The sequence below is a fragment of the Pseudomonas sp. Root329 genome, assembly GCF_001424925.1.
Taxonomy (GTDB): domain Bacteria; phylum Pseudomonadota; class Gammaproteobacteria; order Pseudomonadales; family Pseudomonadaceae; genus Aquipseudomonas; species Aquipseudomonas arabinosi.
This window is the reverse complement of sequence record NZ_LMCV01000049.1, coordinates 20474-45620: the sequence shown is the minus strand read 5'-3', so window position 1 is coordinate 45620 and position 25147 is coordinate 20474. Positions and strand designations below refer to the sequence as shown.

Annotated in this window: 22 protein-coding genes; 14 read left to right on the top strand and 8 right to left on the bottom strand. The window is 60.4% G+C overall.

Translation table 11 applies throughout. From position 1 onward, the window contains the following. Window positions 1-31 precede the first annotated feature (31 nt). The gene (locus ASC74_RS27895; protein WP_056745854.1) at window positions 32-511 is read right to left on the bottom strand and encodes a DUF934 domain-containing protein; all 480 of its coding nucleotides are present in this window, start codon (window positions 509-511) and stop codon (window positions 32-34) included. Next, window positions 508-2181, bottom strand: a complete 1674-nt coding sequence (locus ASC74_RS27890; protein ID WP_056745853.1) for a nitrite/sulfite reductase — start codon at window positions 2179-2181, stop codon at window positions 508-510. The genes ASC74_RS27895 and ASC74_RS27890 overlap by 4 nt, the downstream gene beginning before the upstream one ends. A 264-nt stretch (window positions 2182-2445) precedes the next feature. On the opposite strand from ASC74_RS27890, the gene ccoN reads away from it, so the two are divergent. Together ccoN and ASC74_RS27880 are read left to right on the top strand one after the other, a co-directional pair. Next, window positions 2446-3873 carry a cytochrome-c oxidase, cbb3-type subunit I gene (gene ccoN, locus ASC74_RS27885; protein WP_056746106.1) on the top strand — a complete coding sequence of 476 codons (1428 nt, stop codon included), beginning with the start codon at window positions 2446-2448 and terminating at the stop codon, window positions 3871-3873. A gap of 15 nt (window positions 3874-3888) precedes the next feature. Further along, window positions 3889-4110: a hypothetical protein gene (locus ASC74_RS27880; RefSeq protein WP_056745851.1), complete on the top strand. Its 222-nt coding sequence runs from the start codon at window positions 3889-3891 to the stop codon at window positions 4108-4110. A gap of 129 nt (window positions 4111-4239) precedes the next feature. On the opposite strand, the gene ASC74_RS27875 is transcribed toward ASC74_RS27880, so the two are convergent. Together ASC74_RS27875 and ASC74_RS27870 are read right to left on the bottom strand one after the other, a co-directional pair. Next, on the bottom strand, window positions 4240-4734 hold the full coding sequence (locus ASC74_RS27875) for a hypothetical protein (RefSeq protein WP_046046933.1): 495 nt from the start codon (window positions 4732-4734) through the stop codon (window positions 4240-4242). Between the two features lie 69 nt (window positions 4735-4803). Continuing rightward, window positions 4804-5580: an AraC family transcriptional regulator gene (locus tag ASC74_RS27870; RefSeq protein WP_056745850.1), complete on the bottom strand. Its 777-nt coding sequence runs from the start codon at window positions 5578-5580 to the stop codon at window positions 4804-4806. 78 nt (window positions 5581-5658) lie between these two features. On the opposite strand from ASC74_RS27870, the gene ASC74_RS27865 reads away from it, so the two are divergent. Then, window positions 5659-6351 carry an aspartate/glutamate racemase family protein gene (locus ASC74_RS27865; protein WP_056745848.1) on the top strand — a complete coding sequence of 231 codons (693 nt, stop codon included), beginning with the start codon at window positions 5659-5661 and terminating at the stop codon, window positions 6349-6351. Window position 6352: 1 nt separating this feature from the next. Here ASC74_RS27865 and ASC74_RS27860 read toward each other — a convergent pair whose 3' ends face one another. From ASC74_RS27860 to ASC74_RS27850, 3 genes are all read right to left on the bottom strand, one after another. Then, the gene (locus tag ASC74_RS27860) at window positions 6353-6874 is read right to left on the bottom strand and encodes a GNAT family N-acetyltransferase (protein ID WP_056745846.1); all 522 of its coding nucleotides are present in this window, start codon (window positions 6872-6874) and stop codon (window positions 6353-6355) included. 37 nt (window positions 6875-6911) lie between these two features. Continuing rightward, complete coding sequence (locus ASC74_RS27855) at window positions 6912-7904, bottom strand: LysR family transcriptional regulator (protein ID WP_056745844.1); 993 nt, start codon at window positions 7902-7904, stop codon at window positions 6912-6914. 87 nt (window positions 7905-7991) lie between these two features. After that, on the bottom strand, window positions 7992-8432 hold the full coding sequence (locus ASC74_RS27850; RefSeq protein WP_056745842.1) for a carboxymuconolactone decarboxylase family protein: 441 nt from the start codon (window positions 8430-8432) through the stop codon (window positions 7992-7994). A gap of 207 nt (window positions 8433-8639) precedes the next feature. Between ASC74_RS27850 and pdxR the strand changes: the two genes are divergently transcribed. The 4 genes from pdxR (at window position 8640) to ASC74_RS27830 (ending at window position 12030) form a co-directional block, all read left to right on the top strand. Then, on the top strand, window positions 8640-10073 hold the full coding sequence (gene pdxR / locus ASC74_RS27845; RefSeq protein WP_056745840.1) for a MocR-like pyridoxine biosynthesis transcription factor PdxR: 1434 nt from the start codon (window positions 8640-8642) through the stop codon (window positions 10071-10073). A 123-nt stretch (window positions 10074-10196) separates the two neighbouring features. Further along, the gene (locus ASC74_RS27840) at window positions 10197-10490 is read left to right on the top strand and encodes a putative quinol monooxygenase (RefSeq protein WP_008150809.1); all 294 of its coding nucleotides are present in this window, start codon (window positions 10197-10199) and stop codon (window positions 10488-10490) included. A 190-nt stretch (window positions 10491-10680) separates the two neighbouring features. Next, entirely contained in the window at window positions 10681-11091 is a 411-nt protein-coding gene (locus ASC74_RS27835; protein ID WP_056745838.1) for a cupin domain-containing protein, read from the top strand. A 228-nt stretch (window positions 11092-11319) separates the two neighbouring features. Then, window positions 11320-12030 carry a hypothetical protein gene (locus tag ASC74_RS27830; RefSeq protein WP_056745836.1) on the top strand — a complete coding sequence of 237 codons (711 nt, stop codon included), beginning with the start codon at window positions 11320-11322 and terminating at the stop codon, window positions 12028-12030. Between the two features lie 171 nt (window positions 12031-12201). Here ASC74_RS27830 and ASC74_RS27825 read toward each other — a convergent pair whose 3' ends face one another. Further along, window positions 12202-17109, bottom strand: coding sequence for an NAD-glutamate dehydrogenase (locus ASC74_RS27825; protein WP_056745834.1), 4908 nt, complete (start codon window positions 17107-17109; stop codon window positions 12202-12204). A 502-nt stretch (window positions 17110-17611) separates the two neighbouring features. Between ASC74_RS27825 and ASC74_RS27820 the strand changes: the two genes are divergently transcribed. The 7 genes from ASC74_RS27820 (at window position 17612) to ASC74_RS27790 (ending at window position 25095) form a co-directional block, all read left to right on the top strand. Beyond that, a complete protein-coding gene (locus ASC74_RS27820; RefSeq protein WP_033054675.1) occupies window positions 17612-17965 on the top strand; it encodes a hypothetical protein in 354 nt (117 codons plus the stop codon). A gap of 287 nt (window positions 17966-18252) precedes the next feature. Next, window positions 18253-19212 carry an AAA family ATPase gene (locus tag ASC74_RS27815; RefSeq protein WP_008150800.1) on the top strand — a complete coding sequence of 320 codons (960 nt, stop codon included), beginning with the start codon at window positions 18253-18255 and terminating at the stop codon, window positions 19210-19212. Between the two features lie 5 nt (window positions 19213-19217). Then, window positions 19218-20162: a DUF58 domain-containing protein gene (locus ASC74_RS27810; protein ID WP_046046923.1), complete on the top strand. Its 945-nt coding sequence runs from the start codon at window positions 19218-19220 to the stop codon at window positions 20160-20162. Then, entirely contained in the window at window positions 20159-20653 is a 495-nt protein-coding gene (locus ASC74_RS27805; RefSeq protein WP_046046922.1) for a DUF4381 domain-containing protein, read from the top strand. Before ASC74_RS27810 ends, ASC74_RS27805 begins: the two co-directional genes overlap by 4 nt. Further along, window positions 20646-21722, top strand: coding sequence for a vWA domain-containing protein (locus tag ASC74_RS27800; RefSeq protein ID WP_056745832.1), 1077 nt, complete (start codon window positions 20646-20648; stop codon window positions 21720-21722). Before ASC74_RS27805 ends, ASC74_RS27800 begins: the two co-directional genes overlap by 8 nt. Next, window positions 21719-23458, top strand: a complete 1740-nt coding sequence (locus ASC74_RS27795; protein ID WP_056745830.1) for a tetratricopeptide repeat protein — start codon at window positions 21719-21721, stop codon at window positions 23456-23458. Before ASC74_RS27800 ends, ASC74_RS27795 begins: the two co-directional genes overlap by 4 nt. Further along, complete coding sequence (locus ASC74_RS27790) at window positions 23455-25095, top strand: BatD family protein (protein ID WP_056745829.1); 1641 nt, start codon at window positions 23455-23457, stop codon at window positions 25093-25095. Before ASC74_RS27795 ends, ASC74_RS27790 begins: the two co-directional genes overlap by 4 nt. The last annotated feature ends 52 nt before the right edge of the window (window positions 25096-25147 follow it).

Below are 25147 nucleotides of genomic sequence, written 5' to 3'. Positions count from 1 at the left end.
CAAAGTGCCATCATCGACCCAAGCGAAACCCTCAACGTCGTCTGAACAACGGCCGCGGCTCAATCACCGAGCGCCCATACAGCACACTCATTCCGGCCAGCCCCTTGAGCGCATCTTCAGCCGATTTATCTTCACGCACCGCGAAGCTGTCGAACCCGCATTGACGCATGTGGCTGAGTTGATCGCGCAGTACATCGCCGACGGCGCGCAACTCGCCCGTCCAGCCCAATCGAGTGCGCAACAAGTACGCCTGGCTGTAACCGCGACCATCACGGAAACTCGGAAAGTCGAGGGCAATCAGCGGCAGGTGTGAAAACCACGGCTTGAGACTTTCCACCTCATCGTCCGGCCCCAACCACACGCCCTTTTGCGGTGGACCTTCAAGCCAACGGGCCAACGGCAGAATCACTGCACCCGCCGGCCATTCATCGTTGACATCCCTGACCAGGGTCCATGGATCATCAGCGACAATCCGCGCCACACTCTCGTCCAGTCGCAGCACATTGTTCATGCCGACACCTCCAGCAGCTTCGGATAGACCTGCTCTTTGAACGGTTCCAGACCGATGCGCTGCAAGGTGTCAACGAACACTTCCTCGCTCTCGCGGTAATTGACGAACGTGGCGATGATCTGCTCGATCACCTCGGACACTTCGGCGGCGCTGAAGGACGGGCCGATGACTTTGCCCAATGCGCTGTTCTTGCCCTGAGCACCGCCGAGGGTGATCTGGTACCACTCACTGCCGTTCTTATCGACCCCCAGAATGCCGATGTTGCCGATGTGGTGGTGGCCGCAGGCGTTCATGCAGCCGGAAATGTTCAGGCTGATGTCGCCCAGATCATGCAGATAGTCGAGGTCTTCGAAGCGTGCCTGAATGGCTTGCGCGATGGGGATCGACTTGGCATTGGCCAGCGCGCAGAAGTCGCCGCCGGGACAGGCGATGATGTCGGTCAGCAAACCGATATTGGCGCAGCCCAGGCCCTGTTCGCAGGCGCGGCTCCAAAGCATGTAGAGATCAGCCTTGGGCACGTCGGGCAAGACAATGTTTTGTTCATGGGCGATGCGAATTTCGCCAAAACCGAACTGCTCGGACCAGTCGGCCACCGCCTCCATTTGCTCAGCCGTGACATCACCCGGCGGTGAGGCAATGCCCGGTTTGGTCGACAGCACCACGCTGGCGTAGCCCGGCACTTTGTGCGGCTGAACGTTGCGCGACACCCAACGGGCGAAGGCCGGGTTTTCGGACAAGCGTGTGCCGAAATCGAGGTCGGTGTCCGCCAGAACGCGGTAGTCCGGTGGCACAAAGGCACTGGCCACACGCTCATATTCGACGTCGGTCAGTTGCGCCGGGCCGTCCTTGAGGTACTGCCACTCCTCCTCCACTTCCCTGGCAAAGGCTTCGATGCCCAGTGCCTTGACCAGAATCTTGATCCGCGCTTTGTACTTGTTGTCACGCCGGCCATGTCGGTTATAGACCCGCAGCACCGCTTCGACGTAGGACAGCAAATGCTGCCACGGCAACCCTTCGCGGATCTGCAAACCAAGGATCGGCGTGCGCCCCAATCCGCCGCCGACGATGACCCGCAGGAGCATTTGCCCATCGGTGCCCGGGTAAAGATAGAGGCCGATGTCATGCATCATGATCGCCGCCCGGTCCTGTTCCGCCGAGCAGATGGCGATCTTGAACTTGCGCGGCAGGAACAGGAATTCCGGGTTGATGGTCGACCACTGCCGGAGGATTTCTGCCAGCGGTCGCGGGTCGATCATTTCATCCGCTGCCACCCCGGCAAAGGCTTCGGTGGTGATGTTGCGCACGCAGTTGCCGGAGGTCTGGATCGCGTGCATTTCCACGTGTGCAAGGCGTTCGAGGATGTCCGGCACCTGGGCCAGTTCGATCCAGTTGAACTGCATGTTCTGTCGGGTGGTGAAGTGGCCATAGCCTCGATCGTAATCCCGGGCGATGCTCGCCAGCGTGCGCATTTGCGGCGCGCTTAACGTGCCGTAAGGTATCGCCACGCGCAGCATGTAGGCGTGTTTTTGCATGTACAGACCGTTTTGCAAACGCAGCGGCAGGAATTCCTCTTCGCTCAACTCATCCGCCATGAAGCGTTCGACCTGATCGCGAAACTGCGCGACCCGCTCAAAGACCAGGGCCCGGTCATAATCATCGTACTGATACATGTGGCTACCTCATCAGGATTGATCGGGCTCTGCGGCTCGTTCACGAGGTAACGACTATGGACCTGCGGCGCAGCACGTTACAGATTCACCTGAATGCTAAAAAACCGTATCAGACTGCGGCTGATCACCGCAGGCATTCGCTTTATCTGATCCGCATAAACTCGGTTTTTCTGAGTCTGTTTTGTTTCCGGCGGGGTTTCTACAGTGGACGACATGCCAGTCCGGGTGGCCTGGCAAGACTTTGCAACCGTGGAAGCATTGACCATGAGCACAGCAACAATCGGACAGGCCTATAACTACAAGGTCGTCCGCCAATTCGTCGTGGCAACCGTGGTTTGGGGTGTCGTGGGGATGGCGATGGGGGTGTGGATCGCCTCGCAACTGGTGTGGCCGCAGATGAACCTCGACCTGCCATGGACCACCTTCGGCCGCTTGCGCCCGCTGCACACCAGCCTGGTGATTTTCGGCTTTGCAGGCAGCGCGCAATTTGCCGCCAGCTACTACGCGGTGCAGCGCACCTGCCAGGTGCGGCTATTTTCCGACAAGCTCGCCGCATTCACCTTTTGGGGCTGGCAGTCAGTGATCGTGGTGATGCTGATCACCCTGCCGCTGGGCTACACCACCACCAAGGAATACGCCGAGATCGAGTTCTCCGGCGCGGTGTGGATGACGGTGGTCTGGGTGGCTTACGCCATCGTGTTTTTCACTACCGTGGTGCAGCGCAAGACCAAACACATCTACGTCGGCAATTGGTTCTTCGGCGCGTTCATCGTGGTGATCGCCATGCTGCACGTGGTCAATCACCTGGCGATTCCGGTGGACTGGTTCAAGTCCTATCCGGTGTATTCCGGGGCAACCGACGCCATGGTGCAGTGGTGGTACGGGCACAACGCAGTGGGGTTCTTCCTGACCACCGGGTTCCTCGGGATGATGTATTACTTCGTGCCGAAACAGGTTGGGCGGCCGGTGTATTCCTATCGGTTGTCAATCGTGCACTTCTGGGCGCTGATCACCCTGTACATCTGGGCCGGCCCGCACCACTTGCATTACACCGCGCTGCCGGACTGGGCGCAGTCGCTCGGCATGGCGATGTCGCTGATCCTGCTGGCACCGAGCTGGGGCGGGATGATCAACGGCATGATGACGCTGTCGGGGGCCTGGCATAAGTTGCGCACCGACCCGATCCTGCGCTTTTTGGTGTTGTCCCTGGCCTTCTACGGGATGTCGACCTTCGAAGGGCCGATGATGGCGATCAAGACGGTCAACGCCCTCTCCCACTACACCGACTGGACCATCGGCCACGTACACGCCGGCGCCCTCGGTTGGGTGGCGATGATTACCTTCGGCTCGCTGTACCACATGGTCCCGAAAGTCTTCGGTCGCGAGCAGATGTACAGCACACCACTGATCAACCTGCACTTCTGGCTGGCGACCATCGGCACCGTGCTGTACATCGCCTCGATGTGGGTCAACGGCATCACCCAGGGCCTGATGTGGCGCGCGATCAACGATGACGGCACGCTGACCTACTCCTTCGTCGAAGCCTTGCAAGCCAGCCATCCAGGGTTCGTGGTGCGCTTCGCTGGCGGCGTGTTTTTCCTCAGCGGGATGTTGCTGATGGCTTACAACGTCTGGCGCACGGTGCGGGTTTCGGACGTCGAAATGGCCGAACGCGACGCGCAGATTGCCTGAGGCAAGGGGCTTGAGATGATTGAGGTCGTGCTGAATGTGCTGGGCGTGGTGGGGCTTTGGCTGGCGGTTGAATACTGCCTGAAACACCAGACGGCAGAGAGTCTGGATGAAGCCAGTCTGATTCCGTTTGCCGATGACCCGGAGGTGGCGCGGCGGGTGGAATTGGCGACGGGTAAGACCGTGAAGGCCGTTGCGCCTGAAGAGGCGAAACCCGGCTGGGGCAACCTCGAAATTTGACGCAACACAAATTCAATGTGGGAGCGGGCTTGCTCGCGAAAGCGGACTGTCATTCAACATTGATGCTGAATGTTATGGCCTCTTCGCGAGCAAGCCCGCTCCCACAGGGTATGTGTCAGGTCAGAGGGTTCAGCTGCGCTCGCGCGGGATCAGGCTCTGCAACTGCTGCGCCAAAAAGTTCGCATCGAACGCAAAGGTATCCGGGTCTTTCAAACCGTTGGTCTTGCGCCATTGCCAGCTGCTGGACGGCGGCAGGCACACCAGCGAAATGCTGCCGTAGCGCGCGGCCGTCAGGCCCATCACGGCCAGTGAAATCTGACCACCGGCCCCCATCACATCCGGCACAAATTCAACCGGTTTACCGGCGATCACAATGGACAGCTTCTCGGTCTTGAAGGTCGACGTTTCGACCGGCACGCTCGGCCCGGACGCAACATACGCCTCGCGGCTCACCTCCAGCAGATTCGGCGCCTGGACCGGTTCCAGCCATTGCTGGATCTGATCGAACAGTTCACCAATGCGCGTCGCCCACACGGCCGATTGCGACTCGAACAGTTGCTTCTTGTGCGCTTCGCTTTCTGCGTAATGGCGAAGCATCTCACCCAGTTGCTGTACATCGTCCATTGCGGTGTTCCTTTGTTGAAACGGTGCTGCGGACTTTGAGCATGGCAGATGCGCGCTGCCGGCGTACGACTAAAAGCGTGAACGGTATTGGCTGGGCGTCATGGCCAGGTATTTGCGAAAGGCACTGCCCATGTGGGACTGATGGGCGAAGCCGGCATCCAGGGCGATGTCGGCCAGGGACAGGTCGGTGTATTCGATCATCCGGCGTGCCGCCTGAAGCCGCACTTCAACGAGGTAAGCGTGGGGTGTCAGGCCGATGGTCCGGGTGAAGTCGCGCAGAAAGCGCAGCTCGTTTTGCCCGTAAGTGACGGCCAATTGTCCAAGGGTCAGGGGTTCGTGGAATTGCTCGGCGATCTGGTCCAGTACTCGAGCGAAGGACGTGGGCGTGATCCGGTGTGTTGTTTCGATTTTCAGGGGTGTCAAGTCAACGAGATCCAGGGCACATTGCTCAAACGCCAGTAGATCGGGCTGTGGGGCGAGCAACAGACGTCGCAGCTCTCGTGCAAGGGTCAGCGCGCGTCGATTGCCTGAAGACTGCATGCGGTGGGTGACGCAAGGTAACTGCTCACCGGCAAACTGTTGGTCCAGTCGCATCAGCAGGTATTCACCGCCAGTGGCGGACTCGGAAAACACCTCGACTCCGATCGGTGTATAAGCCAAAACGCCGGGTAAGGTATCAAAATCCACCCGATGGTCGGAATCGATGGCGTGCACACCTTGCTGACGCTCCAGCGTTACCCCGAGCGTTTGCGACTGTGCCGCGTCACGCGCGCTGTACGCCGCACGAGGCAAGAGTTGCAGGCAGATTTTGCCGCCGACCAAGCGCTGACTCATTGCATCAGGCATATGAAATTTCCTGATAGATCGAAACCGGGATCCACTGGACACTCTCTCGCAAAGGGTTGCCATCAACAGGAGCACGACATGCGCACCATCGGCCTAATCGGCGGCATGAGCTGGGAGTCCAGCGCCGAGTATTACCGTCTCATCAACCAGCAGGTGCGCGACCGGCTCGGGCCGTTGCGTTCGGCGAAACTGCTAATGTACAGCGTCGACTTTGGCCCTGTCGAACAGGCCCAGCATGCCGGGCGCTGGGACGATGCGGCGGCGATTCTAGTGGATGCGGCGCAGCGGTTGCAGGCTGGCGGTGCCGATTGTGTGGTGCTATGCACCAACACCATGCACAAAGTGGCCGGGCAGATTCAGGCCGCGATCAGCATTCCGTTTCTGCACATCGCCGACCCGGCGGGTCAGGCTGCCGTCGAGGCGGGCGCGCTGAAAATCGGATTGCTCGGCACAGCGTTCACCATGGAGCAGGATTTCCTCAAGGAGCGCCTGACTTCAATGGGGCTGACCGTACTGGTGCCGGAGGCTGATGAACGTCAGGCCGTCCACCGGATCATCTATGACGAGTTGTGCGTCGGGGTGATCAGCGAGGCGTCACGCAAGGTCTACCAGCAGGTCATCGAGTCACTGACCCGACGTGGCGCCCAGGCCATCATCCTCGGTTGCACGGAAATCGGCCTGCTGATCAAACCCGAGCACAGCGCCCTGCCCTTGCTCGACACCACCGAACTGCATGCGCAGGCGGCGGTGGCGTTCGCCTTGGGCGAGTGACTTAAGCGGCCTTGGGTGTGCGACGCAGGCGCGCCATGCTCAAGGCATCCACCAGCACGCCATCACGCACGGCGTAGTCGTGAAACAGCCCTTCGGTGTCGAAGCCGAACTTGCGGTAAAGCCCGATAGCGGCTTCGTTGTCGGCGTACACCGAAAGTTCGAGCCGTTGCAGGTTCATCCAGTTGTCAGCGATGTCCAGCGCCGCCGCCAACAGCTTCGAGCCGACGCCCTTGCCCTGCCAGGCCACCGCGACGCCCATGCCGAGATTGCCGGCATGGCTGCGGCGGATCCGCGAAAACTGCTCCAGGCCAATATTGCCGATGACCGTCCCTTGATGCAGCGCCACCAGCTGCACCACACGCTCGTTGTCCGGCGCCAGGCGCTTGCGCCAGACTTCGGTGGACTGAAACGGCATTTGCAGCACCTGCCGGGTAATGGCCGGATCGTTGTAGAGCGCGGTAATGCCGTCGATGTGGCATTCGTTGAAACGTTCGAGGGAGATGACAGCGTCAGTGGCGGGCATGGGTGATTCATCCTTGATACAGACATGGCCGCCCACTCTATACCGCCGCAGGTTGTTCGAACCACTCCCGCCGCTCTTCGAAGGTGTTCTGGATCAGCTCAACGATCATCTGCACCTGCACTTGCCCCTCGGACTCGGCATTGACCGCCATCCACACCTGACGCTGCATCGGTTGACTGAACAGTCCCGGCAACTCAATAAGACCGCGGTCGAAGCGGCTGATGTATCCGGGCAGCAGGCCAATGCAGGCGCTGCAACGGATCATCTCCAGCATCAGCTGATAGGAATGCAACTGCACCACTCCGGCCAGGCGTTGATCCACGAGGGTGTTCCACGGCCGAAAGCTGTCGACCTGACGGTCATGCTGCCATTGCACCAGCAGGAAATCCGTCAAGTCGTCGAGGCTGTCTGGCCGCGACGCGACCCGTGAATAACGTTTGGCGATGTGGGGCAAGTAATCGAGCCGCGCCAGACGCCGGGGCTCGCTGACAGCAAAACTCGGGCCAGGCAGCGGTGAATCGGTGCCGGCCAGCCACAACACCACATCGGCACTGACCGCTTGCAGGGACAGTTCGCTGTCCAGGGTGATGATGTCCAGGCGCACGCTGGCGTTGCGCCGCAACAAGGCAACCAGATCGCGACCGAGAATGTCATGCAGGATCGATTCGGCGACGGCCAGGCGAATCAACGGCTGTTCGGTCACCGGCAAATCGCGCTCGTGGGCCAGGGCAATCAACTGCGATTGCAGCTGCAACCCGTCACGACTGAGGGCAACTCCATTCTCTGAGTGACTGAATAGCGAACACTGCAGGTGCGCTTCAAGCTGCGCCAATTGTTTGCGCAGCTGGGTGGTCTTGATGTTGAGGCTGCGGGCTGCCTGCATGAAACAGCCGCAACGGGCACTGACCCGAAAAGACTGCGCCAGTACCGGATCGATCCCTGCCGCCAGAGTGCGCCAGGATGAGGTTTTTTCTACGGGCGTGCGGTACTCGGCAACTTGCTGACGAACTGTGGTTTCCATGAATCGCATCGCTGACTCCCTGTCGATCTGTCCTTGAAAGCCTCATCCTGCGCAGCGTTTATGAACCTGATGTGACACTCAGGGCGGAAAATCGATTCAGCCGCCGGGGGTTTGCCGAAAACTCACCGCCAGGCGATTCCAGCTGTTGATGGTGGTGACGGCGATGGTCAGGTCGACCATCTCGCCTTCGTTGAACTGCTCCCGGGCCTGCGCGTAGACCTCGTCCGGCACATGGCTTTCAGAGAGCAAGGTGACGGCTTCGGTCCAGGCCAGCGCTGCACGCTCTCGCGCATTGAAGAAACCGCTGTCGCGCCAGACCACGATCGAATACAAACGACGGTCAGTCTCGCCGAGTCGCCGGGCATCCACCGAGTGCATATCGGTGCAGAAAGCGCAGCCATTGAGTTGCGAGGCACGGATCTTGATCAAGTGCAGCAAGGCCGGCTCGATGCTGAGGTTGCTGGTCAAGGCCTCCATGGCAATCATCGCTTTCATCGCTTTGGGCGATGCGCTGTAGTAATCCAGGCGGGGGTTCATGGAGTGACCTCGTGGATCGAATGTGTGCCCCTCAAGGTAGGCGTTGATACGCAGGCGTTACAGATCCAATTCTGCGAAATACCCGTGGACCACTCAGGCACCAGACCAATCGGAGGTTTTTCGCCCACGCAACTTTTGCGCAGGCGCTCATGCGGGTAATCTGGCCCGACGCACACGCGCCTCAATTGCCCCAGGAGCCTCGCCGGTATGGAACTTCACGTTGTCATCAACGGCCGCAAGGACCTGGCAGGCCAGTTGTACAACCAACTGCGCAGCGCCATCGAATCCGGTCGCCTGGCAGCCGGGACGCAACTGCCGCCCAGTCGTTTGCTGGCAGAACAATTGGGGATTTCGCGCAAGACCATTTCCGACACCTACACGCAACTGACCTACGAAAACTTCCTCACCGGGGTCATCGGCAAAGGCACCTACGTCAACGCCCGACCGGCGAAAATCACCCGTAAACAGAGCCATTCGGAATTGGCCAGTGCCGAGGTCATCGAGTCCTGGCGCAACCTGCCGGTGTTCCTGCGTCATCCAACGCTGGAAGGCTCGTTGCGCTACGACTTCATCGGCGGCGCCACCAGCAAGGGCCAGTTTCCCCAGGATGACTGGCGGCGCTGCACCGCTCACGCCTTACGCCAGATCGCCGCTTCCAAGGGCTTCTACAGCCTGCCCGAAGGCTTGCCGGCGCTGCGTAATGCGATCGCCCGGCACATCGCGTTTTCTCGCGGGGTCAATTGCCAGGACGAAGACGTGGTGGTGTGCAACGGCGCGCAACAGGCGCTGGACTTGATCTCCCGGGTGCTCACGCGCCCCGGCAGCCTTGTCGCCATGGAAGACCCCGGCTATCCGCCCGCACGCCTGTTGTTCGGTACCCACGGCGCCACGGTGATCGGCGTCCCGGTGGATGCCGAAGGCATTCAGGTGGACAAGATCCCCCTTGGCACCCGGCTGATCTACGTCACGCCGTCCCACCAGTTCCCGCTCGGCATGCCGATGAGCCAGGCGCGCCGGGTGGCGCTGCTGGAGCGGGCTCATGAGTTGGGCGCGATCATCATCGAGGACGATTACGACAGCGAATTCCGCTACGAAGGCCGACCCACCGACTCGCTGCAAAGCATGGACGAACGCGGCATCGTCGCCTACGTCGGGACCTTTTCGAAAACCCTGCTGCCGGAACTGCGCCTGGGTTATGCGATCCTGCCGCCGGCAATACTCGAAGCGGTCATTCGCGCCAAGCAGCTCACCGACCTGCACACGTCCACCCTGCCCCAATGGGCGCTGGCCAAGTTCATCGCCGAAGGCTGTCTGCTCAAGCACATCCGGCGCTGCCATACGATCTATGCCGGGCGTCGTGAGCGGATCCTCGAGCGCATGGCCGGCGATCTTTCACCGTGGCTCGAGGCTGTCCCGACCACCGCCGGGTTCCACATGGTGGTTATGTGCAAAGTGTCTATCGATATTCCATTGGTGATCGAACTGGCGAAAAAGGTCGAAGTGGGGGTGTATCCCATCGACAGCTTTTTCTATCAGCAAGCGCCGCAGGCCGGGCTTTTCCTCGGTTTTGGCGCCATCGAAACCCTCGACATCGACATCGCGCTGGACCGCCTGCGGGACATTTTGCAGCAGGTTGCCTGACGGATTGGTCTGCGTTTTTATCCAGCTATTGGCTATTGGTGGTCCGGGGATGCAGGCCTATCCTGCATAAGCGTTATCCCTCAATGAGCAGGATTCGTCCGGCCTGATTCAGGAGTGTGAGCAATGTCCAACGAAGTGATCAATACCGTTAAGGTGCAGGCCGCCGCCGGCCGCTCGGACGAACTGGGCAAGCAACTGCAAAAGATTGTCGACACCCTGCGCGAACTACCGGGCTGTGATTCCTATATGGTCGACCGCTGCCCCGAGGACGACAACCGCTGGACGGTCAGCGCCCGCTGGCAATCGGAAGCGGCCATGCAAATGCATTTCAACTGCCCTGAAGTACAAGGCTTTATCGGCCTGATCGACAGCCGCCTGGCCAACAGCGTCGACTTCAACAGTTTTCCTATCGTTTAAAAATTAGGTCGCCGCCTTCGGCCACTCCTACAGGGCTTTGGGTACCCCTGCAGGAGTGGCCGGAGGCGGCGATCTTGTTTTTAAAACGCGCATCATTGGTCCCCTCGCCTTCACGAAAATTGGCTGTTTGATTGGCCCTGGCCGAGACTTACTGTGGTCCCTGACAACTAACCACAGCAGGTGATAACCCATGAACGCCTTCCGCTACTGTGCTGCGCCCTTCGCCGCCCTGGCCCTGAGCTTTTCCGTCGCGGCATTCGCTCACGACCCTTCGGAAAAAGTCACCATTCTGCAGGACGAAATGCTGCAAAACGTGCCAGGCAAAAAAGCGTTGATGATCGAAGTCGACTACAAACCCGGCCAATCGTCCATCGCCCACAAGCACGAGGGCACGGCTATGGCTTACGTTATTTCTGGATCGATCGTTTCTCAAGTGAAAGGCGAGCAACCGAAAACCTACAAGGCCGGCGAGTATTGGTATGAACCGGCCGGATCGGAGCATCTGGTCTCGAAAAATGCCAGTACCACCAAACCCGCCAAACTGCTGGTGTTCATGGTGTTAGCGCCCGACGAAAAAGTATTGATCCCTTTGGAAAACTGATAGCTGTTGCGCCAGCCATAAATAAACAGGCCCGAATTAACAATTCAGGCCTTTTTATTTCCCGGCGCAATTAACCGGGGCCTTTTAAACCAAACAAAACTAGTAGTCACCTGACAAGTGCGGTGATTGGCCATTTCATTCAGTGTCGACAGGTTTAGTCTGGAATCTCCGCCGACTGTGTCCGGCCTATTAACTTTCCGACTCAAGTTGTTTCACGGGAGAAACACCATGAAACTTGCACTTGTCAGCACCATGACGATGACGATTCTTTTAACAGGCTGCTCAATACCCACTGCACCGAAGGCTGTTTCCTCGCTCGACGGCGTCTTCACCGAGCCCGTAGGCCGCAGCAGCGCCACACATGTCACCAATGGCAGCAACGTGTCCCTGGGCATCGTCTACAGCCGTAACACTCAGACCAACCGCGCCTACCTTCAGGATTACCAGGCCAACGCCGGCACCGGTTTCGGCCAGAGCCTGCTGGTGCAGTCGATTCACGACGCCTACGTCGCCACCTCCAAACCGGACCTGGCGGTAGACTGGGTCAAGGCGTCCTTGCAACGTCAGTTTGGCTCGGTGACGGTGTACCCGGACATGCAAAGTCTCAGGGCCGCTAAACCGGACGTGGTCGCCATTGTCGATACCCGCAGTCAATTGATGACGTCGCGCAGTTCGGACATCAGCGCGAATGTCAGCGCAGCGTTCTACGATTCGAACTTCAATTACATCGGTACTGCGCAAGGGCATGACGCTAAAGAGCTGAGTCCGGTATGGGCGGACTATAAACGCAGCGAAGAGATAGTTGCCGACATTAACGAACAACAAAATGTGCAAGTTCGGGCCTTGCAGAAGTTTGACCAGTCGCTCAGTAATTTATTGACCAGGCCGACAGATAAAGTGTCGATGATCGATAACAATATAGGCAAAAAGTTGTATTGAGGTTAATGGCCCCTTCGCGAGCAGGCTCGCTCCCACATTAGTTCTGTGTACGACGCAAAACCAATGTGGGAGCGAGCTTGCTCGCGATGGGGCCCGACCAGACGGTACAAAACCTTCAGGCAAAAAAAACCCCGCAACTCTCATTGCGGGGCTTCTTCATTCAGCGCCTGATCAGGCCGCCGGTTCCAACTCAGCGCTGGCAGTGCTAGTGGCAGTGACTGGCACTACCGCTTGACCGCTCAACGCCAGATCCAGCAGCTCACGGTTGGCCACCGCATACATGGCGTAATCAGTGCCGCTGGCGGCACGGATTTCTACCAGCATGGCGCGCCAGCGTTCGATCATGCCTTCGTGCTCTTCCATCCACAGCTCCAGACGGGTTTCCACGTCTTGAGTGCCGTCGCCCTGTTGCAGGACCGAGATGGTGATCGCACGTTGTTGCCAGTCGACATCGTCACGGAACGCTTCACGGGCCAGGGCCTGCCAGTTGTTTTCAACCGGCAGCGCGCTGATCTGTTGCAGGTACCAGGTGATGTCCAGCGCGCTGCCCACGGCGAAGTAAGCCTTCGCCACGTCGGCTGCGTTCTGACCGGTCACGTCGGACGCTTCGATGATCGGCAGCAAGGTGTACAGGTGAGTGGTGCCTGCAACCATGCGTGCCAGCAACTCAGGAACGCCAGCCGCAACGTACGCCTGATAACGGGTCTGCCAGCCTTCGCGGGTCGGGCCTTCCAGCAATTCGTCGAGCTTGAGGCCCAGCGCTGCCAGATGTGGACCGAAGTGCGCGACGTCACGGGCAGCATTCTGCTCGTTACGACGGCTGCGCAGGAACCAGCGCGTAGCGCGACGGCCTAGACGCATCAGCTCGTCCATCAGCTCCAGTTGCACGTCAGCGGAAACCTGGTAATCCAGGGCCTCTATCTGCCGGAACCAGTGCGGGAGATGGAAGATGTCACGCACGATCACGTAAGCACCGGCAACGTTCGCCGGGCTCATGCCGGTCGACTCTTTGAGTCGTTGAACGAAGGTGATGCCCATGTGGTTGACCAGATCGTTGGCGATCTGGGTGCTGACGATTTCGCGCTTCAGACGGTGACGGCGCATGGCATCGGAGAACTTGCTCACCAGGGTCGGCGGGAAAGCGGTTTCCATGTCGCGGGTCAGGTAATCGTCGTCCGGCACCTGGGAGTTGAGCAGCGCTTCCTTGAGGTCGATCTTGCTGTAAGAGATCAGCACCGACAGCTCGGCACGGGTCAGGCCATGGCCTTCCGCGAGGCGTTCGTTGATCGCTTCTTCAGCCGGCAGGAACTCGATGGCGCGATCCAGCTTGCCGCGGCCTTCCAGGTCGTTCATCAGACGCTTGTATTCGGCAATCCGCACGAAGGCACGGCGTGCCGCCAAAGACAGTGCCTGAGTCTGCTTGTAGTTGTTGCCCAGAACCAGGTTACCGACTTCGTCGGTCATGCTCGCCAGCAACTGGTTACGTTGCTTGTCGGTCATGTCACCGGCATGAACCACTTCGTTCAGCAGGATCTTGATGTTTACTTCGTGGTCGGAGCAGTCCACACCACCGGCGTTGTCGATGAAGTCGGTGTTGGAACCGCCGCCATTGAGGCCGAATTCGACACGACCCAGCTGGGTCATACCGAGGTTGCCGCCCTCGCCCACGACTTTGCAGCGCAGTTCGTTGCCGTTCACGCGCAGTGCATCGTTGGCCTTGTCGCCGACATCGGCGTGGCTTTCGCTGCTGGCTTTGACGTAAGTACCGATACCGCCGTTCCACAACAGATCCACCGGTGCCTTGAGCAAGGCGTTCAGCAGTTCGGTCGGGGTCAGCTTGTCAGCCTGAATGTCGAAGCGCTCTTTCATCTGCGGGGAAATCGCGATGCTTTTCGCGCTACGGGAGAAGATCCCGCCGCCTTCGGACATGATGCTGGTGTCGTAATCCGACCAGGCCGAACGCGGCAGGTCGAACAGGCGCTGACGCTCGGCGAAGCTGTTGGCCGGCTCCGGGTTCGGGTCGATGAAGATGTGCAGGTGGTTGAACGCTGCGACCAGTTGCAGCTTGTCGGACATCAACAAGCCGTTACCGAACACGTCACCGGCCATGTCGCCGACGCCGACCACAGTAATGTTGTCTTCCTGAACATTGATGCCGCGTTCGCGGAAGTGACGTTGAACGCCAACCCACGCGCCCTTGGCGGTGATGCCCATTTTCTTGTGGTCGTAACCGGCCGAGCCGCCCGATGCGAACGCATCGCCGAGCCAGAAGCCGTAGTCGATGGCAATGCCGTTGGCGATGTCGGAGAAGGTTGCAGTGCCCTTGTCCGCAGCCACCACCAGGTACGGGTCATCGTCGTCATGACGCACGACGTTGGCCGGCGGTACCAGCGCGCCGTCTTTCAGGTTGTCGGTGATGTCCAACAGGCCCGAGATGAAGATGCGGTAGCAGGCGATGCCCTCGGCCGCGATCTCGTCACGGCTGCCGCCCAGTGGCAAGCGACGCGGCAGGAAGCCGCCCTTGGCGCCCACCGGCACGATCACCGAGTTCTTCACTTGCTGGGCTTTTACCAGGCCCAGGACTTCGGTGCGGTAATCTTCTTCACGATCAGACCAGCGCAGACCACCGCGAGCAACGTTGCCGAAGCGCAGGTGCACGCCTTCGACGCGTGGCGAGTAAACGAAGATTTCGAACTTCGGTACTGGCTTCGGCAGCTCTGGAATCTGGTGCGGGTTGAACTTGAAGCTGAAGTAGGACTTGTTCTGACCGTGCGCGTCGGTCTGGTAGAAGTTGGTCCGCAGGGTGGCCTTGATCAGGTCCAGGTAGCGACGCAGGATTCGGTCTTCGTTCAACACCTGGACGTCGTCCAGTGCGCTCAGAATCGCGTGTTCCAGACGTTGCTGCTTGTCTTCCAGATCGTCAGTACCGAGCTTGCGGGCCAGGTAGAAACGGGTTTTGAACAACCGGGTCAACTCGCGAGCGATGTCGGTGTGGTTGTTCAGGGTGCTGGCGATGTAACCCAGGTCGAAGCCCAGGCGAATCTGCTTCATGTAACGGGCGTAGGCACGCAGCAGCGCGACATCGCGCCATGGCAGGCCGGCAGTCAGTACCAGACGGTTGAACGCATCGTTCTCGGCATCGCCACGCACGATGTGGACGAAAGCGTCCTGCAAGGTGTCGTTGAGTTGCTGGATGTCGAGTTCCAGGCCTTCAGCAGCGGTGAACGCGAAATCGTGAATCCAGAACTCGCGGCCACTGTTGTGACGCAGGCGATACGGGAATTCACCCAGCACGCGCAGGCCAAGGTTTTCCAGGATTGGCAGCACGTCGGACAGCGCCAGCGGCGTATCGGCGTGATACAGCTTGCAGTGCAGCTCGCGCTGACCGGAGACCTGACCCAGTGGCTGATAGAAGCTCATCACCAGCGGATTGGATTCTTTCAGGCTCAGCAGGTGCTGCATGTCGACCACAGCCGAGTGGGCGGCAAAACGCTCGCGGTAACCGGCCGGGAAACCTTTCGGGAAGTCAGCCAGCACGTTGGTGCCGTGGGCTTCGCCGAAGCTTTCGACGACCAGACTCGCGTAGTCGTCCTGCCAGCTGCGGCAGGCCTGTACCACTTCTTTTTCCAGCAGAACCGGGTCGATGTCCAGACGGTTCTTCGGATCGACACGCAGAATCAGCTGCACGCGGGCCAGCACGGACTCGGAGAAGAAAGTCCAGAACTCGCAGTCCGAGGCTTTCAGGCGATCCATCAGCACTTGCTGGATCTTCTGGCGCACTTCGGTGGAGTAGATGTCGCGCGGCACGTAGGCCAGGCAGTAGCAGAAACGGCCGTACGGGTCTTTACGCAGGAACACTCGAATCTTGTTGCGTTCCTGGATCTGCACGATCGACATCACGGTGGCAAACAGTTCGTCGACCGGGGTCTGGAACAGGTCGTCGCGCGGCAGCACTTCAACTACCTGCGCCAGTTCCTTGCCCAAGTGAGCCTTGGCCTGGAAGCCGGAACGGCGTTCGATTTCTTCGACCTTGCGACGGATGTACGGAATGACCCGCACGCTCTCGCCATACACCGAGGAGGTGTACAGGCCCATGAAACGGCATTCCTTGATGACGTTGCCGTCGGCGTCGATTTCACGGATCGACACGTAGTCCGGGTAAGCCGGACGGTGTACACGGCTTGGGTGCGCAGCCTTGGCGAACGACAGCAGGGTCGGTTCGCGCAGGTAGTTCACGGCGTAGTCTTCGATGCGCAGGTCATCGTAGGTCAGGCCGGTGCGCAGCAATTTGGTCAGGCCGAGGAAGGAGTCCTGGTCGTAGACGATGTGGCCGCCGTCGGCTTCATCGCGAACCACGAACTCTTCATAGCCGAGGAAGGTGAAGTGGTTGCCCACCAGCCATTCCAGGAAGCTTTTGATTTCGGCTTTTTCTTCAGAATCGACAGCGAACTGGCTATTGTCCAGGCCGGTGAGGATCTCCTGGACCTTGGCTTTCATCGGTTCGAAATCGGCGACCGCGACGCGGACTTCACCGAGAACCTGTTCCAGTTCCTTGCTCAGGACATTCAGTTCGGCCGAGTTGGCGCAACGGTCGATTTCCAGGTACATCAACGACTCTTGCAGCACGTCGTCGCCCTGGGTGCCTTTCGGCAGGATTTCCAGCAGCTCGCCCTTGCTGCCGCGACGTACGCTCAGCACAGTGGTTTGCAGGGTGTGGATGCTGTAGCCGCGACGGTTCAGCTCGGTGCGTACCGAGTCCACCAGAAATGGCAGGTCGTGGTGCAGCACTTCGACCGCGGTGTGGGTCGACTGCCAGCCGTGGCGTTCGTAATCAGGGTTGTAGACGCGCACTTGCGGTTGCGCGTGATCGAAGCGCTCAAGCAGGCGCCACGCAGAAAGGGTGCAGCCGGCGAGGTCGGACAACCGACGCTGGGTCAGCTCGTCCAGGGAAATGATGCCGAAAAATTGTTCCGCGAACAGCGCCACTTGTGGCAGTGCCTGTTCACTGATGTGCTGGGCCAGTGCCGCTTGCAGTTGGTGCTGGAAGTCGGCTTTGCTGGCTGCGGTGAAGAACGCCATCTGTGGTACTCCGCTTGGGCTTGTTATTGATGGAAGCGTCGCGTGCAAACCCCTTTCGGGGCAATCCGTCACCCTGTTCCTGATTCTCGGGCAGAGGAAACAGGATGACAGGTGGGTGAAGCTGGACGAGACACTCAGGTCACATTCACCTTCCATGAATGGGCATCTGCAAAAACGACTGGGCAAGGTACAGCGCAATGCCTTTACAGGTGCTCATCCGTTGCGCAGCTTAACCAGTGCGGCAAGGCCCGTGCTTGCAGCGCTGCGACATATTCGGTCATCGGTACGCAGCTTGCGCCTTGTGCATCGAACAACACTAGCAGCCGCACGGCAAAACGGGGGGTTTAGCCCGGTTTTGCGGCACATCCGTACCAGAAATGACCAGCAACACCCCAGATGCTCACGACACATCCTCTGACAACCAAGCGAGCAGAAATTCCCGTCTGCTGGCAGAATCGCCCTTTGTTCGTCTTCACAACGCTCGCCGAGCCAGGAATTCCCCATGCAAATGACCACCGCCCTCTTGATCGTCAACCCGTGCGATGACGAAGAAGACAACATGGCCATGCTCTGCTGCCACAGCGATCAGGGCGATATGTTCCTGATGACCCGCTACCCGGACGAGGACGCGCTGGATATCAGCCTCGGCGACGAGCCTTCGACCCTGGACGGCGTAAAAGTCACCCTAAGCCCTACCCGCCTGCTGATCGAAATCGCTGCCGCTGACGCCGATGCGCTGAATGGTGATGATTCGCTGGAAATCATTCACAGCACTGATGCGGCGGATTTGGCTGAAGTGGAAGAAACGTTGCAGAACATCCTCAAGGGTACTGGCACTTATATCAGCGAGCTTTGAATCTCAGCGCCTGAGCGGACGCCTTCGCGAGCAAGCCCGCTCCCACATTTAATCGCGTTCTGCCAGGAGAAATGCGATCGAATGTGGGAGCGGGCTTGCTCGCGAAGAGGCCCGAAAGAACACCAGCACCCTACGAGCCCTACAAAACTCCAACAATTTCCCCAGCCATTTCGCGCACTTTGCACAAAATGCCGTTAGTCGCCGCCCCCCGCGATAGATTAAAGTAACGCCCCCAGCCCTGGCGTTATTCGGACGTCTTCGGTCACCCTTTCCAGGAACAGTCATCGATGGAACATCGTGAAGCGCTGCTAGCGCTGCGAACCTTTCTTTCAACGCAGATTCTCGGCCAGGAAAAACTCATCGAGCGCTTGCTCATCGCCTTGCTTGCCGACGGCCACATGCTGGTCGAGGGCGCTCCGGGCCTGGCCAAGACCAAGGCCATCAAAGAACTTGCCGAAGGCATCGAAGCACAGTTCCATCGCATCCAGTTCACCCCCGACCTGTTGCCCGCCGACATCACCGGCACGGAAATCTATCGCCCGGAAACCGGCAGTTTCGTGTTCCAGCAAGGCCCGATCTTCCACAACCTGGTGCTGGCGGACGAAATCAACCGCGCCCCGGCCAAGGTTCAGTCCGCCCTGCTCGAAGCCATGGGCGAGCGCCAGGTCAGCGTCGGGCGCAGCACATACGAGCTGTCGCCACTGTTTTTGGTGATGGCCACGCAAAACCCGATCGAGCAGGAAGGCACCTATCCACTGCCCGAAGCGCAGCTCGACCGCTTCCTGATGCACGTGAAAATCGGCTTCCCGGACGCCGCCGTCGAACGTCGGATCCTGCAACAGGCCCGCGGCGAAGCGTTGAATGGCGAAACCAAGCCCGAGCGCCGGGTCAGCCAGCAGGCGATTTTTGCCGCGCGCAAGGAAATCCTCGGTTTGTACATGGCCGACGCCGTGGAGGAATACCTGGTGCAACTGGTCATGGCCACGCGCACCCCGGCCAAGTTCGACCCGGAGATGGCCGAGTGGATCGCCTATGGCGCCAGCCCGCGTGGCTCGATCGCCCTCGACCGTTGCGCCCGGGCCCACGCCTGGCTGGCCGGTCGTGACTTCGTCAGCCCGGAAGACATCCAGGCCGTGCTGTTCGATGTGCTGCGTCATCGCATCATTCTTTCCTTTGAAGCCGAAGCCGCGGGCATCGACCAGGACCGGGTGGTCCAGCGGATTCTCGACGTCGTAGCCGTCGCTTGACCCCGATGAACGTCATCCTGCCGCCCGAGCCGGGCATCCGTGTCAGCCTCGCCGAGCTGATCGAGATGCGTCATCGTGTGCGTGAAGTGCAACTGTTTTCCACACCGAGCCAGCGCAGCCCGCTGATCGGCCTGCACCACTCCAAACTGCGCGGCCGTGGGGTGGACTTCGATCAGGTGCGGGTCTATCAGGCCGGCGATGACGTGCGAAGCATCGATTGGCGTGTCACCGCCCGCACCCAGGAACCCCACACCAAGCTGTTCCATGAAGAGCGCGAGCGGCCGATTTTCATCATGGTCGAGCAAAGTCGCCGGTTGTTCTTCGGCTCGGGGCTGATGTTCAAGTCGGTGCTCGCCGCCCAGGCCGCGAGCCTGATCGGCTGGGCCGCACTGGGTCATAACGATCGGGTTGGCGGACTGGTGTTCGGCAACAACGAGCACTATGAAATCAAGCCACGACGCAGCAAACAGAGCCTGCTGCAGTTGCTCAACCGTCTGGTGCGGGTCAATCAGTCGCTGCACACGGAAAACGAGCCGGACCGGGACGCCTTCAACATTGCCCTGCGCCGTGCCCGGGAAGTCCTGCGCCCCGGCAGCCTGGTGATCATAATCTGCGACGAACGCACCCTGACCGAGGGCGCCGAACAACAGCTGAGCCTGTTGTCGCGGCATTGCGATCTATTGCTGCTGCCGGTATCTGACCCTCTCGATCACGCCCTGCCCGCCGCCGGGCTTTTACGCTTCGCGGAACGGGGCGCGCAACTGGAACTCGACACCCTGAATTTCGAGCTGCGCCAGACCTATCGAGCCCAGGCCGAAGCACGCATCGCTCGCTGGGAATTGCTGGCGCAGAAGCTGCGGATATTGCTGATGCCCCTGAGCACCCAGAGTGAGATGGTCGAGCAACTGCGCGAGTACCTGAACCCGCAGAAACCGGGGAAAGGCCGATGAGCAGCCTCGATCAACTGCAACCGCTGATCTCCCCGCCACCGATTGAATTCTGGCCGCCGGCACCGGGCTGGTGGCTGTTGCTGGTGTTACTGCCGCTCATCGGTTTCGGCCTGTGGAAGGCAAGGCGCTTTCTTCCAGACAAGCGCCCGATCGTGCGCGCCGAACAACCGCTGGACCCGGTGCGCCTCGCCGCGCTGGCCGAACTCGCACGGATGCCCAAACCCTACGACGGCGCGCCGGCCGGTGCCTGGTTGCAGCAACTCAACGGTTTGCTCAAACGCCTGTGCCGCAACCACTACCCCTATAGCCAGAGCCATACCCTCAATGGACGCAAATGGCTGGCATTCCTCGACAATCGTTGCCCGGCCGCCGGCCTGACCCGCTGGATGGTGCTGGTCGAAGGCGCCTACAAACCCGAATGCAAACTCGACGACAAGGCCATCGCCGGCCTGACCCAAGCCGTCGACACCTGGATTCGTAAACATGTTTGAGTTCGCCTGGCCGTGGATCTTTGCCCTGCTGCCGCTGCCCTGGCTGATGCGCATCGTGCTGCCTGTCGCCGACAGTGGCGAGCCGGCGCTCAAAGTCAGCTTCCTCGGCGACCTCGAAGGTCTGGTCCGTCGCCGCGCCCGGGCCAACCTGCCGGCCTGGCGCCAACAGGCACCGTTCATTCTGCTGTGGCTGTTGTTACTGATCGCCGCAGCCCGCCCGCAATGGCTTGGCGAACCGCTGCCCATCGCCGCCAGCGGTCGCGATTTGCTGATAGCGGTCGACGTGTCTGGCTCGATGGATTTCCCCGACATGCAGTGGCAGGACGAAGACGTCAGTCGACTCACACTGGTTCAGCACTTGCTCGGTGACTTCCTTGAAAGTCGCGACGGCGATCGCGTCGGCCTGATCCTGTTCGGCAGCCAGGCGTACCTGCAAGCACCGCTGACGTTCGACCGGCACACGGTGCGCGTGTGGCTCGACGAGGCGCGGATCGGCATCGCCGGCAAGAACACCGCCATCGGCGATGCCATCGGCCTGGCCCTCAAACGCCTGCGTCAACGCCCGGCACAAAGTCGCGTACTGATTCTGGTCACTGACGGCGCCAACAACGGTGGCCAAATCGACCCGCTCACGGCTGCGCGGCTGGCGGCCAGCGAAGGCGTGAAAATCTACCCGATCGGTATCGGCGCCGATCCGGAGCAAAGCGGAACTTTGGGTTTCCTTGGGGTCAACCCGAGCCTCGACCTCGATGAACCCTCCTTGATGGCGATCGCCGAAGCCACCGGCGGCCAGTATTTTCGCGCCCATGATGACAAGGAGCTGCAAGCGATCAAGGACACCCTCGACAAACTGGAACCGGTGACCCAGCAACCGACTCAGGCCCGCCCGGCTCAGGCGTTGTACCACTGGCCTTTGGCGCTGGCGTTGCTGTTGAGCATGCTGTTGGTGGTTCGCGAGCGCTGGCCGGACAACCCGTTGCGGCGACTGTTCACCAAGGATCTTCTGCAAAATCAACTGCCCGACTGGCGCCAGCGGCTTAAACGCCTACGCCTGCGGAGGCGCCGATGAGTGCACTCTGGCCGTACGTGTTCCGCCCTTGGTGGTTGCTGTTGTTGCCATTGCTCGGCTGGTTGCTCTGGCAACTCTGGCATCGGCAGAAACGCGCCGGGCGCTGGCAGATGATTCTGCCACCGGCCTTCCATGCGGCGTTGCTCAGTGGTGGCAACGGTCGCGACAGCAAATTGCCGTGGGTCATCCTGGGATGTGCCTGGGTGCTGACCGTTCTGGCGCTGCTCGGCCCGAGCTGGGAACGTGTCGAGCAAGCCAGTCAGAAACCCGCCGACCCGCTGGTCGTGGTCCTTGAACTGACCCCGGAAATGCTCGCCACCGACGTACCCCCCAACCGGCTGGAACAGGCCCGGCGCAAGCTGTTCGACCTGCTGGAGAACCGCAGCGATGCCCAGACCGCGATCGTCGTCTACGCCGGCAGCGCTCACACGCTGGTGCCGCTGTCGGATGACCTGTCAACCAGCCGCAATCTATTGGATGCCCTCAAGCCTTCGCTGATGCCCCAGGCAGGACATCGCGCCGATCTGGCGGTGACCAAGGCCCTTGCCCTGCTGCATCAGGGCGCCCTCGGTGACGGGCGGATCCTGCTGATCGGTTCGACCCTGACCGAACTGGAACGCCAGGGGATTCAACAGGCGCTGGACGGCACGTCGACACAATTTCTGATGCTCGGTATCGGCACTGCCGAAGGCGCGCCGATCACCCAGGAGGACGGCAGTTTTCTGAAGGACGACCAAGGCGCGATTCTGGTGCCACATCTGGACGAGCCAAGCCTGAAAGCCTTTGCCAACGACCTGAACGGAAGCTATCGCCACGCTCGCCTGGACGATGCCGACTTGCGCGCACTCGGCTTGCTCGAGGGACCACGCGCGCTGCGCAACGACGGCCATACCCTGCGCCTCGATACGTGGGCCGATCAGGGTTACTGGCTGTTGTTGCCGTTGTTGCTGCTGGCGGCGTGCGCCGGTCGTCGCGGCTGGCTGTTCTGCTTGCCACTGCTGTTTTTGCTGCCACAACCGAGTTATGCCTTCGACTTCAACGATTTGTGGCTGCGACCTGACCAACAAGGTCTGATCTTGCTGAAGCAGAAGCGCGCGGCCGAGGCTGCGCAACATTTCGAAGATCGACAATGGCAAGGTGTAGCGCTCTACGAGGCAGGCGACTACAGCGGTGCCGCCCAGCGGTTCGCCGAAGGCAGCGACGCCCACGCCCACTACAATCGTGGCAACGCCCTGGCCAAGAGCGGTGAGCTGGAAGCCGCGCTGGATGCCTACGAACAGGCGCTGGAGCGTCAACCGGATTTGCGCCCGGCCCTGACCAACAAGGCGCTGGTGGAAAGTCTGCTCAAGCAGAAAAACACTCCGCCACCCGTTGCTCCAGACAAAAACGCCGAAAACCAGACCGAGCCCCACACACAAGAACCGCCGCCGGGCGCGGCCACGCAACCGTCGGATAATGGCGAACCGAAAACCGACGGCCAACAAACCACGACGGACTCCGACCCACAGAGCAAAACGCCGTCGAAACCCGGCACCAATGAAGTCCCTGGCAGCGAGCTGGGGAATGAAGACAGCACCCGACCACCGATGCGTCCGGCCAGCGACAGCATCGACGGTGAACAGCGCCAGGCGCTGGAGCAATGGCTGCGTAAAATCCCGGATGACCCGGGTGAATTGCTCAGACGCAAATTCTGGTACGAACAGCAACAACATCAGGATCAGGGAAAAACTCGATGACCCGCTTCACCACTTTCTTGCTCGCACTGCTGCTCTGGACTGCTCAGGCCCAGGCTGCCGGGCTGGTCGCCAGTGTCGATCGCAGTCGCCTGAACAGCGGCGAAACGATTGAGCTGACCCTGGAATCCAGCGACGTGACGCAGTTCGGCAAGCCTGATCTGACACCGCTGGAGCCGCTGTTCGAAGTGCGCGGCACCCGTCAGGTCAACCAGCTGACCACCCTGAACGGTGACAACCGTGCGACCACCCGCTGGATCATCACCCTGCTGCCTCGGCAGAACGGCAGCGTGGTGATTCCGTCACTGCAACTGGGTGACGTGCAGAGCCAGCCGATTACCGTGCAAGTGGTCGAGACCGAAACCCAGGACAGCCCGAACCAACGGGCCCCGGTATTCATCGACGCCAGCCTCGATCAAAACAGCGTGTACGTACAAGCCCAGGCGATCCTGACCTTGCGCATCTACCATTCGGTGTCGCTGTACGACGACAGCAGCCTGCCTCCTTTGCAAATCCCCGATGTGCGCATCGAGCAACTGGGCGAGGCGCGCACCTACGAGAAAGACATCAATGGCCTGCGCCACGGCGTGATCGAGATGCGCTACGCGATCTACCCGCAACACAGCGGTGAGTTGGTCATTGCGCCGCAGATATTCAATGCCGCACTCGTGGACGCACAGCCCGCCAAGGACGCCGCCGCCCAGGCACCGAAATCCGGCAAATTGATGCGGGTCAGCTCGGCCGAGATTCTGCTGACGGTCAAAGCCAAACCCATCACCTACCCGGCCGACGTGCCATGGCTGCCTGCCCGTAGCCTCAGCCTGAGTGAAAGCTGGAACCCGGAACCGGATCATGCACAGGTGGGTGATTCGTTGACCCGCAGCCTGACGGTAAAGGCTGAGGGGCTGGACAGTTCGCAATTGCCACCGCTGCCCGCCACCGATGTCAACGGTTTGCGGCGCTACCCGGATCAACCGGTGCTGGGCAACCAGAACAGCGAACGCGGGCTGATCGGCAGTCGCGAAGACCGTGAAGCCCTGGTGCCGACGCGCAGCGGCGCAATCGAGTTGCCAGCGGTTGAAGTGATCTGGTGGAACACCTTCGAGGACCACCTGGATCACAGCAGCCTGCCGGCCCGAACCCTGCCAGTGGCGAATAATCCGAGCCTGATGGTCGACACCCCGGCCGGCTTGCCTCAAGTCTTTTCCGCGGCTGACAACGAAGCCCTCTGGTGGTGGAAACTCAGCACCTTGATCCTGGCCTGCACCACCCTGCTGGGCTTCGGTCTCTGGTGGCGCGCCCGCTGGCAACCGGCGATCCTGCGAGCGGCGCAGACCGGCCCGAGCCCGCGCACCGTGCTCGACGATCTCAAGCGCGCCTGTCAGGCCAACGACTCCCACGCCACTCGCCAGGCCCTCGACGCCTGGGCCCGACAACAACCGGAAACCCTGGCCGATATGGCGGCGCGTTTTGTGCCGCTGTCCGACGCCCTCGACGGCTTGAACGGCGCGCTCTACAGCGAAACCGGCCAGCATTGGCAAGGTGAAGACTTGTGGCGGGCGATCAAGGCGATTCCGATTGCCGAGCGGGTTCAAGACCCGGTCGGCGACAGTGGCCTGCCGCCGCTCTACCCCAAATAACCACCCACCGCCGTCCCTGTAGCAGCTGGCGAAGCCTGCGTCCGGCTGCGCA

Coding starts and splice junctions, on each gene's coding strand:
- ASC74_RS27835 (WP_056745838.1), top strand. CDS start 10,681: ATGAACGCCTTCCGCTACTGTGCTGCGCCCTTCGCCGCCCTGGCCCTG.
- ASC74_RS27865 (WP_056745848.1), top strand. CDS start 5,659: ATGCGCACCATCGGCCTAATCGGCGGCATGAGCTGGGAGTCCAGCGCC.
- ASC74_RS27870 (WP_056745850.1), bottom strand. CDS start 5,580: ATGCCTGATGCAATGAGTCAGCGCTTGGTCGGCGGCAAAATCTGCCTG.
- ASC74_RS27820 (WP_033054675.1), top strand. CDS start 17,612: ATGCAAATGACCACCGCCCTCTTGATCGTCAACCCGTGCGATGACGAA.
- ccoN (WP_056746106.1), top strand. CDS start 2,446: ATGAGCACAGCAACAATCGGACAGGCCTATAACTACAAGGTCGTCCGC.
- ASC74_RS27860 (WP_056745846.1), bottom strand. CDS start 6,874: ATGCCCGCCACTGACGCTGTCATCTCCCTCGAACGTTTCAACGAATGC.
- ASC74_RS27805 (WP_046046922.1), top strand. CDS start 20,159: ATGAGCAGCCTCGATCAACTGCAACCGCTGATCTCCCCGCCACCGATT.
- ASC74_RS27895 (WP_056745854.1), bottom strand. CDS start 511: ATGAACAATGTGCTGCGACTGGACGAGAGTGTGGCGCGGATTGTCGCT.
- ASC74_RS27840 (WP_008150809.1), top strand. CDS start 10,197: ATGTCCAACGAAGTGATCAATACCGTTAAGGTGCAGGCCGCCGCCGGC.
- ASC74_RS27825 (WP_056745834.1), bottom strand. CDS start 17,109: ATGGCGTTCTTCACCGCAGCCAGCAAAGCCGACTTCCAGCACCAACTG.
- pdxR (WP_056745840.1), top strand. CDS start 8,640: ATGGAACTTCACGTTGTCATCAACGGCCGCAAGGACCTGGCAGGCCAG.
- ASC74_RS27855 (WP_056745844.1), bottom strand. CDS start 7,904: ATGCGATTCATGGAAACCACAGTTCGTCAGCAAGTTGCCGAGTACCGC.
- ASC74_RS27875 (WP_046046933.1), bottom strand. CDS start 4,734: ATGGACGATGTACAGCAACTGGGTGAGATGCTTCGCCATTACGCAGAA.
- ASC74_RS27810 (WP_046046923.1), top strand. CDS start 19,218: ATGAACGTCATCCTGCCGCCCGAGCCGGGCATCCGTGTCAGCCTCGCC.
- ASC74_RS27850 (WP_056745842.1), bottom strand. CDS start 8,432: ATGAACCCCCGCCTGGATTACTACAGCGCATCGCCCAAAGCGATGAAA.
- ASC74_RS27795 (WP_056745830.1), top strand. CDS start 21,719: ATGAGTGCACTCTGGCCGTACGTGTTCCGCCCTTGGTGGTTGCTGTTG.
- ASC74_RS27790 (WP_056745829.1), top strand. CDS start 23,455: ATGACCCGCTTCACCACTTTCTTGCTCGCACTGCTGCTCTGGACTGCT.
- ASC74_RS27815 (WP_008150800.1), top strand. CDS start 18,253: ATGGAACATCGTGAAGCGCTGCTAGCGCTGCGAACCTTTCTTTCAACG.
- ASC74_RS27800 (WP_056745832.1), top strand. CDS start 20,646: ATGTTTGAGTTCGCCTGGCCGTGGATCTTTGCCCTGCTGCCGCTGCCC.
- ASC74_RS27880 (WP_056745851.1), top strand. CDS start 3,889: ATGATTGAGGTCGTGCTGAATGTGCTGGGCGTGGTGGGGCTTTGGCTG.
- ASC74_RS27830 (WP_056745836.1), top strand. CDS start 11,320: ATGAAACTTGCACTTGTCAGCACCATGACGATGACGATTCTTTTAACA.
- ASC74_RS27890 (WP_056745853.1), bottom strand. CDS start 2,181: ATGTATCAGTACGATGATTATGACCGGGCCCTGGTCTTTGAGCGGGTC.